The sequence below is a fragment of the Mycobacterium sp. AMU20-3851 genome (genome assembly GCF_043974665.1).
GTDB lineage: Bacteria > Actinomycetota > Actinomycetes > Mycobacteriales > Mycobacteriaceae > Mycobacterium.
The window spans coordinates 5027142-5042117 of the sequence record NZ_CP146371.1 but is presented as its reverse complement, the minus strand read 5'-3'; the positions used below and the strand labels follow the sequence as shown (position 1 = coordinate 5042117).

19 protein-coding genes are annotated in these 14976 nt (G+C 67.5%); 13 read left to right on the top strand and 6 right to left on the bottom strand.

The features are described from left to right. The first annotated feature begins 10 nt into the window (after positions 1-10). The 4 genes from V4U86_RS24105 to V4U86_RS24090 are packed head-to-tail and all read left to right on the top strand — an operon-like array spanning position 11 to position 3018. A complete protein-coding gene (locus V4U86_RS24105) occupies positions 11-232 on the top strand; it encodes a hypothetical protein (RefSeq protein WP_395308378.1) in 222 nt (73 codons plus the stop codon). Continuing rightward, positions 229-1008 (top strand): S-methyl-5'-thioadenosine phosphorylase, encoded by a 780-nt coding sequence (locus V4U86_RS24100; RefSeq protein WP_395312192.1) that lies wholly within the window; start codon positions 229-231, stop codon positions 1006-1008. The genes V4U86_RS24105 and V4U86_RS24100 overlap by 4 nt, the downstream gene beginning before the upstream one ends. 44 nt (positions 1009-1052) lie before the next feature. After that, positions 1053-2180: a nitronate monooxygenase gene (locus V4U86_RS24095; protein ID WP_395308377.1), complete on the top strand. Its 1128-nt coding sequence runs from the start codon at positions 1053-1055 to the stop codon at positions 2178-2180. A 22-nt stretch (positions 2181-2202) separates the two neighbouring features. Next, complete coding sequence (locus V4U86_RS24090) at positions 2203-3018, top strand: adenylate/guanylate cyclase domain-containing protein (protein WP_395308376.1); 816 nt, start codon at positions 2203-2205, stop codon at positions 3016-3018. Here the strand turns inward: V4U86_RS24090 and V4U86_RS24085 are convergent. Both V4U86_RS24085 and phoU read right to left on the bottom strand, forming a co-directional pair. Beyond that, a complete protein-coding gene (locus V4U86_RS24085) occupies positions 2998-3711 on the bottom strand; it encodes a cutinase family protein (RefSeq protein WP_395308375.1) in 714 nt (237 codons plus the stop codon). The two genes, V4U86_RS24090 and V4U86_RS24085, sit on opposite strands and share 21 nt — an antisense overlap. A 147-nt stretch (positions 3712-3858) precedes the next feature. Beyond that, positions 3859-4521, bottom strand: a complete 663-nt coding sequence (gene phoU, locus V4U86_RS24080) for a phosphate signaling complex protein PhoU (RefSeq protein WP_395308374.1) — start codon at positions 4519-4521, stop codon at positions 3859-3861. A gap of 44 nt (positions 4522-4565) precedes the next feature. On the opposite strand from phoU, the gene V4U86_RS24075 reads away from it, so the two are divergent. The 3 genes from V4U86_RS24075 to V4U86_RS24065 are packed head-to-tail and all read left to right on the top strand — an operon-like array spanning position 4566 to position 6396. After that, the gene (locus V4U86_RS24075; RefSeq protein WP_395308373.1) at positions 4566-5234 is read left to right on the top strand and encodes an AzlC family ABC transporter permease; all 669 of its coding nucleotides are present in this window, start codon (positions 4566-4568) and stop codon (positions 5232-5234) included. Then, positions 5227-5547: a branched-chain amino acid transporter permease gene (locus V4U86_RS24070; RefSeq protein WP_395308372.1), complete on the top strand. Its 321-nt coding sequence runs from the start codon at positions 5227-5229 to the stop codon at positions 5545-5547. The genes V4U86_RS24075 and V4U86_RS24070 overlap by 8 nt, the downstream gene beginning before the upstream one ends. 27 nt (positions 5548-5574) lie before the next feature. Further along, entirely contained in the window at positions 5575-6396 is an 822-nt protein-coding gene (locus V4U86_RS24065; protein ID WP_395312191.1) for a GNAT family N-acetyltransferase, read from the top strand. Here the strand turns inward: V4U86_RS24065 and V4U86_RS24060 are convergent. From V4U86_RS24060 to V4U86_RS24050, 3 genes are read right to left on the bottom strand one after another with little or no spacing between them, the layout of a single operon-like run. Next, entirely contained in the window at positions 6390-7013 is a 624-nt protein-coding gene (locus V4U86_RS24060; RefSeq protein WP_395308371.1) for a pyridoxamine 5'-phosphate oxidase family protein, read from the bottom strand. The two genes, V4U86_RS24065 and V4U86_RS24060, sit on opposite strands and share 7 nt — an antisense overlap. 9 nt (positions 7014-7022) lie before the next feature. Continuing rightward, the gene (gene menE / locus V4U86_RS24055; protein WP_395312190.1) at positions 7023-8120 is read right to left on the bottom strand and encodes an o-succinylbenzoate--CoA ligase; all 1098 of its coding nucleotides are present in this window, start codon (positions 8118-8120) and stop codon (positions 7023-7025) included. 38 nt (positions 8121-8158) lie between these two features. After that, positions 8159-8479, bottom strand: a complete 321-nt coding sequence (locus V4U86_RS24050) for a DUF3349 domain-containing protein (RefSeq protein ID WP_395308370.1) — start codon at positions 8477-8479, stop codon at positions 8159-8161. Between the two features lie 183 nt (positions 8480-8662). Here V4U86_RS24050 and V4U86_RS24045 point away from each other — a divergent pair, with 183 nt between their 5' ends. From V4U86_RS24045 to V4U86_RS24035, 3 genes are read left to right on the top strand one after another with little or no spacing between them, the layout of a single operon-like run. After that, complete coding sequence (locus V4U86_RS24045; protein ID WP_395308369.1) at positions 8663-9910, top strand: inorganic phosphate transporter; 1248 nt, start codon at positions 8663-8665, stop codon at positions 9908-9910. Between the two features lie 23 nt (positions 9911-9933). After that, positions 9934-10221 (top strand): hypothetical protein, encoded by a 288-nt coding sequence (locus tag V4U86_RS24040; RefSeq protein ID WP_395308368.1) that lies wholly within the window; start codon positions 9934-9936, stop codon positions 10219-10221. Between the two features lie 8 nt (positions 10222-10229). Continuing rightward, complete coding sequence (locus V4U86_RS24035; RefSeq protein WP_395308367.1) at positions 10230-10538, top strand: DUF3349 domain-containing protein; 309 nt, start codon at positions 10230-10232, stop codon at positions 10536-10538. On the opposite strand, the gene V4U86_RS24030 is transcribed toward V4U86_RS24035, so the two are convergent. Next, a complete protein-coding gene (locus V4U86_RS24030; protein ID WP_395308366.1) occupies positions 10439-11098 on the bottom strand; it encodes a TetR/AcrR family transcriptional regulator in 660 nt (219 codons plus the stop codon). The two genes, V4U86_RS24035 and V4U86_RS24030, sit on opposite strands and share 100 nt — an antisense overlap. A 203-nt stretch (positions 11099-11301) precedes the next feature. On the opposite strand from V4U86_RS24030, the gene V4U86_RS24025 reads away from it, so the two are divergent. Genes V4U86_RS24025 through V4U86_RS24015 form a run of 3 tightly spaced genes read left to right on the top strand, consistent with a single transcriptional unit; the run spans position 11302 to position 14974 of the window. Continuing rightward, the gene (locus tag V4U86_RS24025; protein WP_395308365.1) at positions 11302-11730 is read left to right on the top strand and encodes an MmpS family transport accessory protein; all 429 of its coding nucleotides are present in this window, start codon (positions 11302-11304) and stop codon (positions 11728-11730) included. Then, a complete protein-coding gene (locus V4U86_RS24020; protein ID WP_395308364.1) occupies positions 11727-14624 on the top strand; it encodes an RND family transporter in 2898 nt (965 codons plus the stop codon). Before V4U86_RS24025 ends, V4U86_RS24020 begins: the two co-directional genes overlap by 4 nt. Next, complete coding sequence (locus tag V4U86_RS24015; RefSeq protein WP_395308363.1) at positions 14624-14974, top strand: DUF732 domain-containing protein; 351 nt, start codon at positions 14624-14626, stop codon at positions 14972-14974. Before V4U86_RS24020 ends, V4U86_RS24015 begins: the two co-directional genes overlap by 1 nt. The last annotated feature ends 2 nt before the right edge of the window (positions 14975-14976 follow it).

The following is a 14976-nucleotide window of genomic DNA, read 5'->3' as shown; positions in this document are numbered from 1 at the left end:
GACTGAGCAGATGACTGACCGACTCAGCAAGAGTGAAATCGCCAAGGACGCGCTGCAAGAGGGCGTGGAATCGGTGGCATCCACGGTGGGGGAGGTGGCGTCCATCATCACCACCGCGGTCAAGGACGTGGCCGGCGCGATCGGTGGGCTGGCCACCGACGCCTTCGCCATCCGGGATGCGGCCATCCAGGCGGCCGAACGTGCCGATCTGGATGGTCAGTCCGACGACTGATGCTCGGGGTCATCGGCGGTAGCGGTTTCTACACCTTCTTCGGCCCCGACGCGCGGGCCATCAACCTGGACACCCCGTACGGGGCTCCGAGCGCGCCCATCACGGTCGGCACCGTGGCCGGCCACGAGGTGGCGTTCCTGCCCCGGCACGGTCTCAACCACGAGTTCTCGCCGCACACCGTGCCGTACCGGGCGAACATGTGGGCGCTGCGGGCGCTGGGCGTGCGGCGCATCTTCGCCCCGTGTGCGGTCGGCAGCCTGACCCCGGAGCTGGGGCCGGGCTCGATGGTGGTGCCGGACCAACTCGTGGACCGGACCAGCGGCCGTGCCGACACCTATTTCGATGCCGGCGGCATCCACGTGGGGTTCGCCGACCCGTACTGCCCGACGCTGCGGGGGGCGGCATCGGATCTGCCCGGTGTCGTCGACGGCGGCACCATGGTCGTCATCCAGGGCCCCCGGTTCTCCACCCGCGCCGAGAGCCGGTGGTTCGCCGGCCAGGGCTTCACCCTGGTCAACATGACCGGATACCCAGAGGCCGTGCTCGCCCGCGAACTCGAAATGTGTTATGCCGCATTGGCATTGGTGACAGATCTCGATGCCGGGGTGGAAGCCGGCGCGGGGGTGCGGACCGTCGACGTATTCGCGGAGTTCGAGCGCAACATCGCCGGCTTCAAGAAGCTGGTGCACGAGGCGATCGCGCGGGTCGATCCCGAACGCAGCTGTACGCACTGCCTGGCGCACGAGGGCGTCACCCTGCCGTTCGAACTTCCGTAGGGACCCCGCCGCCCCGGCACTTGACGGGTGTCGATAATGGGCGGATGACGTCTACATCCGGGGCCTTCTGCGCGCAGTACGGCATCGACTTCCCGCTGTTCGCCTTCAGCCACTGCCGCGATGTGGTGGCCGCGGTCTCCAACGCCGGCGGTTTCGGCGTGCTCGGCGGGGCCGCCTACACCCCCGAACAGCTCGACCAGGAACTGACCTGGATCGATGAGCATGTCAACGGCAAGCCGTACGGCATCGACATCATCGTGCCCGCCAAATTCGAGGGCAAGGGCGAGAAGCTCTCCAGCGACGATCTGGCATCGCGGATCCCGGAGGGCTACCGCGAGTTCGTCAACAAGCTGCTCGCCGACCACGGCATCGAACCCGACGGCCGGGTGCGTACCGGCCGCCCGCTGCTGGCCGGCGGCAACGGCAAGGAACTGCTCGAGGTGGCGATGAGCCACCCGATCAAGATGATGGCCAACGCCCTGGGCGTGCCGCCGGACTACATGATCGAGGCGGGTCGCGAGCGCGGCATCCCGGTGGCCGCGCTGGTCGGCGCCAAGGAGCACGCCCTCAAGCAGGTGGCCGCGGGCGTGGACCTGATCGTGGCGCAGGGCACCGAGGCGGGTGGGCACTGCGGGGAGGTCAGCACCCTGGTGGTGGTTCCGGAGGTCATCGAGGCCATCGACGATGCGGTGCCGGTGCTGGCCGCCGGCGGCATCGTCACCGGACGGCAGATGGCCGCCGCGGTGGCGATGGGCGCGGTCGGCGCCTGGACCGGTTCGGTGTGGCTGACCACGGAGGAAGCCGAGACCGAGCCGCACACCGTCACCAAGATGCTGGCCGCCGGCTCTCGGGACACCGTCCGTTCGGCCGGGCGCACCGGTAAGCCCTCCCGCCAGCTGCGCTCCGACTGGACCGATGCCTGGGCCCCGAATCCCGGTGGGCAGCAGCCGCTTCCGCTGCCGTTGCAGAACATGCTCTCCGAGCCGGTGCTGCGCCGTATCGACAACCTGGCCTCCCAGGGCCACGAAGGCGCGCAGGCGTTGTCGACCTACTTCGTCGGCCAGGGCGTGGGCCTGATGACCAAGGTCAAGCCGGCCCGGGACGTGGTGCTGGAGTTCATCGAGGACTATCTGGCGGCCACCGAACGGCTGAGCAGCTCGCTGCCCGACTGAGGCGCTGATCGATACTGGACGCGTGCCGACCGCCGAACTCGTCCTGTTGGGGTCCGTCGCGCTGTTGGCCGGTGGGCTGATCACCTTCCTGGTGCTGTTCCTCGTCGCGCGGCACCGGCTGGGTGACGCCCGGCGCGAACTCGACCGGTTGCGCAGCGAGCAGGACGAGCGCCGGCGCAGGCGCCGCCTCGGTGTCGCGCCGCTGGCGATCAAGACGGTGTTCCAGACCGCGGACATGTTGATCAACAAGGGGCTGGGTGCGGTCGTACGCAACTCGATCGAGGACCTCGCGGGCTGGGCCCAGGTGGAGCGGCCCGACCTGGCCCGGCTCACCGCAAACGGCCGGGTGGTCATCGTGTTCTCCGATATCGAGGGGTCGACGGAACTCAACGAGTCGATGGGCGACAAGGCCTGGGTTCGCCTGCTGGGCAAGCACAACAAGCTGATCGAGTCGTCGGTCGGCAGGCACCGCGGGCACGTCGTCAAGAACCAGGGTGACGGTTTCATGATGGCCTTCGCCGACCCGGAGAACGCGGTGCGCTGCAGCGCCGATGTGCAGGACGCGCTGGCGCAGCAGCCGTTCCGGGTGCGCATCGGCGTGCACATGGGCACCTCGGTGCGGCGCGGGGAGGATCTGTTCGGTCTGGACGTCGCGCTGGCGGCGCGGGTCGCCGCTCAGGCCGCGGGAGGCGAGATCCTGGTCAGCGCACCGGTCGCCGAGGCCGTCGCGGATCTCGACGGCTTCCGCCTGGGTGTGCCGCGGGAGGTCGAACTCAAGGGGTTGCGCGGCACCCACCTGGTGTACCCGGTGGCCGGGTCAGCGGGTACTGGTGGCTGAGGTGCCCTGGGTCGCGTCAGTTCCGGGTGTCACCGGCTTCTGTTCGGCAGCCTTGATGAGCTTGGCGGCCCATTCGGCGCCCAGCTTGACCAATCCGGACTCCTGGTAGCGGACGTGGGAGTCCCAGTCGCGGCCCAGTGAGCAGACCGGGTCGGCGGGCGCGCACAGGTCGGCGGTGCGCGCGCCGTAGACCATGCTCATCCGGGTGAGTGGGTTGCCGATGCGGGCCGACGGGTTGCCGAACACCACGATCGAGGTGATGCGCGGGGCCAACGCGGCGGGCAGGGGCGCGGTGTAGCCCAGGCCGGCGACCGGCGCGGTGGCCACCACGTCGACGACGGCGGCACCCTGGGAATAGCCGCCCAGCACGATCTTGGTCTTGGGGCACTGGGCGGCCACGGTCTGCACGCGCTTGCTCATGTCGTTGGCGCCGATCGCGGCCTTCATGAAGTCCCAGGTTGCGGGGTATCTGACCGCGTAGGTGCTGACGGACTTGCCCTTGACCATGGGTTTGAGGGTGTCGACAAAGGCCTTGCCGACCTTGCCGATGCCTGGCTTCTCGTCGGTGCCGCGGGCGAAGATGACTTCGACATCCGAGCATTCCGGGGCCGCCGAGGCGGGCGGGGCGACGAATGAACTGATGGCAAATGCCACCGCCGCCGCGGTGAGCGCAGCCGATGTACGGGCGGCCATTCTGGTTTCTCCCTCGCCGTGGACCTGTCCGTTACCTGCCCCGGTCAATACCCATCATTATTCACAATAGTCACTCTATTAACATTCGTGGCAATTCTGTGACCAAGGCGGCGGGCGGCCCCGCGCGAATCGTGGGATGCGGAAGCGTCAGGAGGAGACCGGGCTGACCTGGGAAATCTCCCCGGTCGCCTGGAACAGGACCCGGCGTGCGATGTCCACCGCGTGATCGGCGAACCGCTCGTAGAACCGGCCCAGCAGCACCACATCGGTGGCCGCGGCGACCCCGTCGGACCACTCGCCGCCCAACACGAGCGCGAGCAACCGGCGGTGCAGGCCATTCATCGCCGCGTCGCCGTCCTGGATCCGACGGGCCTCCTCGACGTCACCGGTGACGACGGCCTGCTCGGCCCATTCGGCGAGTTTGACGGCGCGCTGCCCCATCTCCGAGAACAGGCCCAGGGTTGCCGCGGGGGAGGCCATCCCGGTGCGAGCCCGGGTGCTGATGCCGGCGATGTTGGTCGCCAACGCGCCCATCCGGTCGGCGTTGGCCGCGATCGAGAAGGCGGACATGACCACCCGCAGATCGTGGGCCACCGGGGCGTGCCGGGCCAGCAGGGAGAACGCGCGTTGGTCCACGCATTCGTTGAGCTCGTCCAATCGAGTGAGTTCGGTGCGGACGCGGCGGGCCGCCTCGGTGTCGGCATGCACCACGGCCGCGGTGGCATCGGCTGCGGTGGTCGCGGCGATCCCGCACATCTCACCGAGCTCGGCAGTCAGCCGCTCCAACTGTGCGTGGAATTCGGTGCGCATGGTCGCCTCGGAGTACCCGATTGCGATGCTGCCAAACTAGCCAGATGTCGGTACTGCGGCTGGCGGCCCCGGTCGGCTTGGCCTTTCTGCCCCTGGGCATGGCGCTGGGTTTGCTGGTCGTGCACGCCGGGTTGGCCTGGTGGTGGGCGCCGGTGTTCGCGGCCGTGATCTACGCCGGGTCGCTGGAATTCCTGATGGTCGGCCTGGCCGCGACCGGAGCCCCGGTCGCGACGGCGGCCCTGACGGCGTTGATCGTCAACTCGCGGCACGTCTTCTATGCGCTGTCCTTCCCGCTGCACCGGGTCCGCGGGGTGCCCGGCAAGATCTACAGCACCTATGTGCTCTCCGACGAGGCGTACGCGGTGGCGGTCAGCCCGGTTGCCGAGCACTGGACCGGGCGCCAGATCCTGACTGTGCAGGCGGCTCTGCACCTGACCTGGACGGTGTCCGCCGCGGGCGGCGGGCTGCTCGGGGTGGCGCTGCCACTGGAGCGGTTGCACGGGTTGGAGTTCGCCCTGACCGCCCTGTTCATCGTGCTGGCGATCGACGCCTACCGGCAGCACCCCGACCCGCTCACCGCGGTGGCCGCGGTGCTGTGCGCGGTCGCTGCGTGGATGCTGGTGCCCGGACAGATGCTGGTGTGGGCGTTCGCGGCGTTCACCGTCCTGCTGCTGGCCCGCTTCCTGATCCGGCCGGGGCGGGCCGATGCCTGATCCGGGGCACATCGCCGTTCTGGTGGTGGCCAGCGCCGCCGTCACCTGGGCGCTGCGGGCGCTGCCCTTCGCGGTGCTGGCGCCGATGCGGCACAGCGCGGTGATCCGCTACCTGAGCCTGCACATGCCCCTCGGCGTGATGGCGATGCTCGCTCTCTACACCGTCCGCGACGTCCCGCAAACGCCTGGGCGCCAACAACTCTGGCTGCTCATCGCGGTGCTGGTGACCGCCGGTCTGCAGCTGTGGCGCCGGCACGCGCTGCTGTCCATCTTCGTCGGCACCGGTATTTATGTGGCGCTGATGTCGCTGTAGGTGGAACAGTGGCGTGCCGTGGGCACACTGTTCTGCGGCACCGAGTTGGGCCGACGCATCGAGCGCGCCGAGGCGATACTCATCGGCGCCGCCGTCAGCGCGGCCAGGCGCCGCGGCACCGACGGTTTCGCCCTGCCGGTGGCCGGTGGGCTCGCCGCATTCGCCGAACCGGGTGCACCTTTCAACAAGGTGGTCGGGCTCGGTTTCGGTGGCGTACCGGCCGAGGCCGACATGGACGAGATCGAACGCGCCTATGCGGCACACGGTTCGCCCACCCCGGTCGAGTTGAGCACGCTTGCCGACCCGCAGATCGCCGAACTGCTCGGGTCCCGCGGCTATCGGGTGGTCGCCTTCGAGGATGTGCTCGGCCGCCTGCTCGCCGGGGGCCCGGAGGAGGATCCGCCCGGTGTCACGGTACGCCCGGCCGGTGCGGACGAACTCGATGCCTGGGTCGACGCCCTGGTCGAGGGTTTCGCCCATCCGGACAACGAAGGGGTTCCCGCACCCGAGGACTTTCCGCGTGATGTGGTGGACCGCGCCGAACGCGACTTCGAGGAGGCCGGTGTGACACCGTATGTCGCGTTGATCGACGGGCGGATCGTCGGCGCCGGTTGCCTGTGTGTCACCGACGGGGTGGCCCAGCTGGCCGGAGCGGCCACGGTGCCGACCCACCGGCGCCGCGGTGTGCAGACGGCGCTGCTCAACACCCGGCTGCGCGCCGCCGGACGGGCCGGTGCGGATATCGCGGTGGTCACCACCGCGCCGGGCTCGCCCTCACAGCGCAACGCGCAGCGCCGTGGGTTCGCACTGCTCTACACCCGTGCCATTCTCCTCAAAGACGCTCAGTAGAGCATCTTTCGGTAGTTCTCCTCGCTGTAGTAGGCCTGCAGCTCGGCGATGCTCTGTTCGGGCCGGAACGACTTGGCCAGCTCGGCGGTGCTCGGCATCACCTCCGGTGTCCAGGTCTGCGGCTGCCACGCATCCGAGCGCAGGAAGGCCTTCGAACAGTGGAAGAAGACCTCCTCGACCGCCACCTCCAAGGCCAGGATCGGCCGCTTGCCCTGCACTGCGAGCGTGTCGAAATAGTCGGCGTCCGAAAGGATCCGGGCTCGACCGTTGATCCGCACCGTGTCACCGCGGCCCGGGATCACGAACAGCGTGCCCACCTGCGGATTGCTCAGCACGTTCAGATAACCGTCCACGCGCTTGTTGCCGGGCCGCTCGGGTATCGCGATGGTGGTGTCGTCGATGACGTGCACGAAACCCGGTGGGTCGCCCTTGGGGGAGACGTCCACCCGCCCGTCGGCGTCGGTGGTGGCCACGAAACACAACGGGGAGTGCGACACCCAGTCCCGGTGCACGTCCAGCAACCGCGGGCTCACCTTGTTGGCGACCGCGGGGACGGGATGGCCGACGATCGCCCGGAGCCGGTCGACGGAGGTGACCTCAACGCGTTGGGTGCCCATGGCTACCCATCATGCCCGGAAACGGTCGATCAGTGCTCGCCTGTCCACCTTGCCGATGCCGCGGCGGGGGAGTTCGGCCACGACGTGCACCTGGCGCGGCGCGGCGGTGACGTCCATGGTCTGGCGGATGTGGGCGCGCAGCTCGTCGACAGTGGGTGCGATTCGCCCGGCGGACAACACGATTGCCGCCACCACCCGCTGCCCCAGCCGCGGGTCCGGTACGCCGAAGACAGCGCACTCGGCGACGGCCGGGTGCCGGGCCAGGGCGTTCTCCACCAGCTGGGGAAGTACCGTGAGTCCTCCGGTGACGACCGCGTCATCGATGCGGCCGAGAATGCTCAGAACTCCCGAATCACTCACTGCGCCAAGATCGTCCGTGCGGAACCAGCCCGGCTCGGCGAATGGGTCGGGGTCTACCGGATTGCGGTAGCCCGAGGCGAGCGTCGGCCCGCCGAGATTCACCCGTCCGTCCGCCTCCTCCAGGCGGACGGTCACCCCGTCCAGCGGGATCCCGTCATAGACGCAGCCGCCGCAGGTCTCGCTCATGCCGTAGGTGCGCACCACCGCGATCCCCGCGGCGGCCGCCTGCTCGCGGGTATCGCCGGGCAGCGGACCCCCGCCGATCAGTACCGCGTCGAGTTCGGCGAGGGCGGCGGCGGCCGCCGGATCATCCAGTGCCTTGCTCAGTTGATTGGACACCAGCGAGGCGTATCGCCGGCCGGTACCCAACGCGGAGACCGCCGCCACCAGATCGGCCGGGCCGAAACTCGGGTGCAGAGCCACCGGCGTGCTGCCGGCGAGGACACTGCGCACCAGCACCTGCACGCCGGCCACGTGGTAGGCGGGCAATGCCAGCAACCACCGGCCCGGCCCACCGAGACGCTGATGGGTGGCGCTGGCGCCGGCCGTCAGCGCGGCGGCGGAAAGCATGGCGCCCTTGGGGGTTCCGGTGGTTCCCGAGGTGGAGACCACCACGGCGATCGTCTCGTCGATCGGTTCACCGGCACGCAGCGAGGACGTCAGCAGGGTGCGCTGCCGGTCATTGCCGGCGGGCACCGGCAGCCGCGCGTCGCCCCCGCCGAGTGCGGTCTCCAGATCCGGGAGGATGTCCAATGCATCGGCGCCGGTGCCGACGGGCAGGGGTCTCAGGATGGCGATGCCGGATCCTCCGGTTCGGTGTCCCGGGGATCATCGAGTGGCCAGCTGCCCTGGGCCGCGAGCCGGGCCCGGACCCGCTCGACGTCCTCCTCGCGCGGCAGTTCATCGGTGACCTCGGTGATCAGCACACCGATGTCGATGTTGTCGAAATCCCCGCGGTTCATCAGATCCTGCGCGACCTCGCGGACCTCCTCGCCGGACAGCCGCCGGGAGAGCAACGCCAGCAGGGGCACCCGGTCGGGTCCGGGCACACCCTCGGGGTAACCGGCCGTCAGCCAGGCGGCGATCCTGGCCAGGAATGCATTCACTGTCCCAGCCTGCCAGATCGGTATCACCCGCGCCGATGTTGCCGTCCAATTCCAACGCAGCGCGTCCGTTGGATGAACGCTGAGTGAACAAGTTCACGGGTCCGGTGAAATTCGCAGGTGGGCGGGGTTGATGTAGTTGGGAGAAATTGCGCGAATCGCCGTGTGATGACCCAGAATTGCGGCATGAGCGCTGAGCTGATCATCCTGGTGCTGTTGATTGCCACCGCGCTGGCATTCGACTTCACCAACGGCTTCCACGACACCGGGAACGCGATGGCCACCTCCATCGCCACCGGCGCGCTCAAGCCGAAGACCGCGGTGTTGCTGGCCGGCGTGCTCAACCTGGTCGGCGCGTTCCTGTCGGTGGAGGTCGCGGTGACCGTCACCACCTCGGTCCTCAAGGTCCAGGACGCCAAGTCCGGGGAACTGCTCTCCGGAATCGACGCCTCCACCGGGCTGACCATCATCTTCGCCGGCCTCATCGGCGGCATTCTGTGGAACCTGCTCACCTGGCTGTTCGGCATCCCGTCCAGTTCCTCGCACGCACTCTTCGGCGGTTTGATCGGTGCCGGTCTGGCCGCACTCGGAACGTCGGGGGTCAACTGGTCCGGGGTCACCCAGAAGGTGTTGATCCCCGCGGTCGCCGCCCCCGCGATCGCCTGCCTGGTCGCGGCGTCCGGCACCTGGTTGGTGTACCGGCTGACCCGTCGGGTGGCCGAGAAGCGGCGCCGGGACGGTTTCCGCTGGGGCCAGATCGCCACCGCCTCCCTGGTCGCGTTGTCGCACGGCACCAACGATGCGCAGAAGACCATGGGCGTCATCGCGCTCGCGCTCATCACCACCGGGCATCTGACCGGTGACGTCAAAGAGCAGGGCCTGCCATTCTGGATCATCTTCAGCTGTGCGGTCGCCATCGGCCTGGGCACCTATCTGGGCGGCTGGCGGGTCATCCGCACGCTCGGCAAGGGGCTGGTGGAGATCGAGTCCCCGCAGGGTTTCGCCGCCGAGGCATCGTCGGCCGCCATCATCCTGAGTTCCAGCGCCGCCGGTATGGCGTTGTCGACCACCCATGTCGCCACCGGCTCGATTCTCGGCAGCGGCGTCGGCAAGCCGGGCGCCGAGGTGCGCTGGGCGGTCGCCGGTCGGATGGCGGTGGCGTGGTTGATCACGTTGCCCGCGGCCGGGCTGGTCGGAGCGCTGTCGTTCTGGCTGTCCCACGGTGTGGAGTCGCTCACCGGCACCGCGCTCGCCGGTGACGGCCTGATCTTCCTCATCCTGGTCGCGGCGTCCTTCTACATGTGGTGGCGGGCCCAGCAGCAGAAGGTCGACAGCAGCAATGTCAACGCCGACTGGGACTCGTCGACCAATTCGGTCCTGCCGGCCGACCTGCGCGACAACCCGACCGACAGCAAACCCACTGCCGCGGTCTGACCGCCGATCGAAGGAACTCGCAGATGATGTATCTGGACAGCATCCTGAAGGTGCTCGGCGTCGGCCTGCTGCTCGGCGCGGGGCTGCCCGCACTCTTCGCGGTGGGGCTGGTGGCCTACGCGCGCGGCGTCGGTGACGACGGCCGCGACGGCGACCCGATCGTCGCCCCGACCCCGGCCCTCAAATTCGTCGGTATCGCGCTGTTCGTCTTTGTCGGCTGGGTGATCCTGACGGCGGTCCTGTGGATCACCCGGGCGACGATCATTCACCACACCGGAGTGGACCTGTTCCCGTTCCTGCCCGAGAAGTGAGCACCGACATGACCGAGAACAAGAGTTTTCTGGACAGCGTGCTGGGCTGGCTGCACGCCGGCTACCCCGAGGGTGTGCCGCGCACCGATTACTTCGCGCTACTGGCGCTGTTGAAGCGGTCGCTCACCGAGGAAGAGGTGGTCCAGGCGGCTCAGACCGTGCTGCGTTCCAGCAACGGTGACCAGCCGGTGACCGAGGCGGAGATCAGCGGTGCGATTCAGATGATCACCGCCAAGGAGCCCAACCCGGAAGAACTGCACCAGGTTTCGTCCCGACTGGCCTCGGTGGGCTGGCCCTTGGCGGCGCCGGCGCGCTGATTCTCGCGCCGGTTCTGCGATACGCAGCGACTGAAGAGATCGCGAAGCAGCACGCTCAACTGTTCGGCGGGGATGTCTGCAAGGTCGGGATCGGTGGCGCAGTGGTAGACGCCGGCGAGCGCCATGGTGACGGCGATACGTGCCGCGGGATCGGGATCGGGTCCCAGCAGCAATGCGTGGAACCGGTCGAAGACGGATTGGAACCGGGGATCGCGCGCGATCAACTCATCGATGTGGTGGTCGCGGCGGAACGGGAACGAGGCGCGTCGCCGGCGAACCGCCAACCCGACCAGTCCCTCGATGGCGGCCGCCCGCCGCAAGCGCTGGGGCAATAGCGATTCGGCGCTGCTGACGAGCTCCGCGATGTCGTCGAAGACGGGCGTCAGGATGGCCCGCACGATGTCGTCCTTGGAGCGGAACTGGTAGTAGACCGCGGCTTTCCCGACGCCGATCCGGTCGGCGATCATGCGCAGTGACGTGCCTTGCACTCCGTGTTCGGCAAACAATTCGGCAGCGGTCTCCAAGACGCGCTCGCGGGCCGCTCCGTCGCTTTTGGCCACCTCACCCCGCCTTCCCGGTCATGCCGGACATGCTTCGAGCTGTCTGATCGGCTAATCGATATCAGTCATGTGACCAGCAACACTTAGCCGTTCGGCTTGTATCAAGTAAGCCGAGTGTATAGCTTTACTTCCACTTACGGCTGACGCGTGGCTGTCCGCGCATGGGCCGGTCGGGGACTTCATGTGCAGGAGGAACGTCGGGAATGCAACTGCTCAAAAGAGTGTGGCTGCCACTGGTCATGGTCGTGGTGGTCGGCGTCTCGGCCTTCGCCGTCGTCCGCGTCCGCGGCATCTTTGCTTCCGACCCGCCCCTGGTCACCCCGGTGGAGTTCGCCAACGACCCGGAGCCGTTCGATCCGAAAGTGTTGACGTACGAGATCTTTGGTCCGGAAGGGGCTGCCGTGGATGTGAACTACCTGGACCTCGAAGGCGAGCCGCAGCGCGTCGACGACGCCATCCTGCCGTGGTCGATCACACTGCAGACCACCGATGCCTCGGCTGCGGCGAACATCGTCGCGCAGGGCAAGACCAGCTTCCTGGGTTGCCGGGTGATCGTCGACGGTGAGGTGCGCGACGAACGCACCGCCACCGGCACCAATGTCCAGACGTTCTGCATCGTGAAGTCCGCATGAGCGCGCACAGCGCGGAAGCGCCCACCGGGCCCATCGCCACCGCCTCGGCCCCGCACCAGACTGCGCACTTCGGGCGGATCGCCCGGGTGTTCCGCAAGCTGGCCATCCCGTTCATCCTGGGCTGGATTGCGATCGCGGTGTTCCTGAACGTCTCGGTGCCCCAGCTCGAGGCGGTCGGCGAGGCGCGGTCGGTCTCGATGAGCCCGCAGGAAGCGCCGGCGGTCATCGCCACCCAGCGCATCGGCCAGGTCTTCGACGAGTACACGTCCAACAGCTCGGCCATGATCGTGCTGGAGGGCCAGGAGAAGCTGGGTGAGGACACCCGCCGCTACTACGCCGAACTGATCGAGAAGCTGCGTGCCGACACCAAGCACGTCGAGCACGTCCAGGATCTCTGGAGCGATCCGCTGACCGCCTCCGGCGTGCAGAGCGGTGACGGCAAGGCCGTCTACGTATCGGCCAACCTGGCCGGCGACCAGGGCCAGTCGCTGTCCCTGGAATCCATCGAAGCCGTCAAGGACATCGTCAAGAGCATCCCGAGGCCCGAGGGCGTGGACGTCTACGTCACCGGGTCGGCGGCACTGACCGCCGAACAGACCGAGGCCAGCCACGGCAGCATGCGGATGGTCGAGGCGCTGACCTTCGCGGTCATCATCATCATGCTGCTCATCATCTTCCGCTCCTTCATGACGATGCTGTTGATCATCGGCATGGTCGCGGTGTCCCTGATGACGGTGCGCGGTGCGGTGGCGTTCCTGGGCTGGTACGAGGTCATCGAACTCTCCACCTTCGCGACCAGCCTGCTGGTCACTTTGGCGATAGCCATCTCGGTGGACTACGCCATCTTCCTGGTCGGCCGCTATCAGGAGGCCCGGGGCAGCGGTGAGAGCCGAGAGTCGGCGTACTACACCATGTTCGGCGGTACCGCACACGTGATCGTCGGCTCCGGTCTGACCATCGCGGGTGCCACCTTCTGCCTCAGCTTCACCCGGCTGCCGTACTTCCAGACCCTCGGTGTGCCGCTGGCCGTCGGCATGCTGGTGCTCATCGTCACGGCCATGACCTTCGGTCCGGCCATCATCACGGTCGGCGCCCGGTTCCTGGATCCCAAGCGCGGCATGCGCGTTCGTGGCTGGCGCAAGGTGGGTGCGGCCGTCGTGCGGTGGCCCGGACCCATCCTGATCGCGTCCATCGCGGTCTCACTGATCGGCCTGCTGGCCCTGCCGGGATACAAGACCAGCTACAACGATCGGCTCTACCTGCCGGACGACATCGCGTCCAACCAGGGCTATGCCGCCGCCGAACGGCACTTCTCCCCGGCCCGGCTGAATCCGGAGATCATGATGATCGAGAGCGACCGGGATCTGAGGAACCCGGCCGACTTCCTGGTCATCGAGAAGATCGCCAAGGCCATGTTCCAGGTCGACGGCATCGGCCGGGTCCAGACCATCACTCGGCCCGACGGCGCGCCGATCGAGAACACCTCGATCCCGTACGCGATCAGCCAGCAGAGCACTCTGCAGAAGTTGAACGACAAGTACAACGCCGACCGCACCGCCGATATGAGCAACCAGGTCGCGCAGATGCAGAAGACCATCGAGAACATGGATCGGATGCAGGAGATCACCATCCAGATGGCCGAGACCACCAACAAGATGGTCACGGACATGGACGGCATGGTGCTCAACATCGAGGAACTGCGCGACAACATCGCGAACTTCGATGATCAGTTCCGCCCCATCCGTAACTACTTCTACTGGGAACCGCACTGCTTCAACATCCCGATGTGCTGGGCGATCCGCTCGGTGTTCGACGTCATCGACGGCATGGACGTGATGACCACCGACATGAACGAGATGATGCCGAGCATGCACCGGCTCAATGAGCTGATGCCGCAGATGATCGCGATCATGCCCGAGATGAAGCAGACCATGGTCGTCATGAAGGAAATGATGCTGACCATGCAGCAGACCCAGCAGGGCATGCAGGAACAGCAGCGCATCATGCAGGAAACCTCCACCGAGATGGGCAAGGCCTTCACCGAGGCGATGAACGACGATTCGTTCTATCTGCCGTCCGAGGCCTTCGACAATCCGGACTTCGCGCGAGGTTTGGAGCAGTTCCTGTCCCCGGACGGGCACGCGGTGCGGTTCATCATCAACCACGAGGGTGACCCGATGTCCCCGGAAGGCATCGACCGGATCGAGCCGCTCAAGAACGCGGCGAAGAAGGCGATCAAGGGGACGCCGCTGGAGGGCTCGACGATCTACCTTGGCGGCACCGCGGCGACCTTCAAGGACATGTCCGACGGCACCCAGTACGACCTGCTGGTCGCCGGGATCGCCGCCATCGCACTGATCTTCCTGATCATGTTGCTGCTGACCCGGGCGATCATCGCCGCGGCCGTCATCGTCGGCACCGTGGTGCTCTCGCTCGGCGCGTCCTTCGGTGTCTCGGTCCTGTTGTGGCAGCACCTACTCGGCATCGAGTTGCACTGGATGGTGCTACCGATGGCGGTGATCATCCTGCTGGCGGTGGGCGCGGACTACAACCTGCTGGTGGTGTCCCGCCTCAAGGAGGAACTGCATGCGGGCTTGAACACCGGCATGATCCGGGCGATGGGCGGCAGCGGATCCACCGTGACCGCGGCCGGCATGGTGTTCGCCTTCACCATGATGGTGATGGCGGTCAGCGACCTGACGATCATGGGTCAGGTCGGCACCACCATCGGACTGGGCCTGCTCTTCGACACCCTGATCATCCGGTCGTTCATGACGACCTCGATCGCCGCGCTGCTGGGCAAGTGGTTCTGGTGGCCACAGCGTGTCCGTCAGCGGCCGAAGGCGCAGCCCTGGCCCCCGATTCAGCGACGACCAGAGGATGCGTTGGTGTGATGAGGATTTCGACGAAGATCAGTTCTGTCCTGGTTGCCGGCGCGGCGGCCCTGGCAGTCGCCGGCGCGCCGGTGGCACACGCCGACCCGGATACCGCCTTCGCCAAGCAACTGCAGGGCTACGGGATCTACGGGCAGAAGGACTACAACGCCTGGATCGCCAAGATCATGTGCAAGCGTCTGCACAAGGGGGTGGACCGGGATGCCTTCGCCTCCGCGGAGTTCGTACACGCCCAGCTGAATAAGGAGTCCAGCACCGAACAGGCCTGGCAGTTCGTCGGAGCCGCGATCCCGGTGTACTGCCCGGACCAGGCGCCGGTCCTGCACCGTGCCGCCGAGACAAAGGAGTAAGG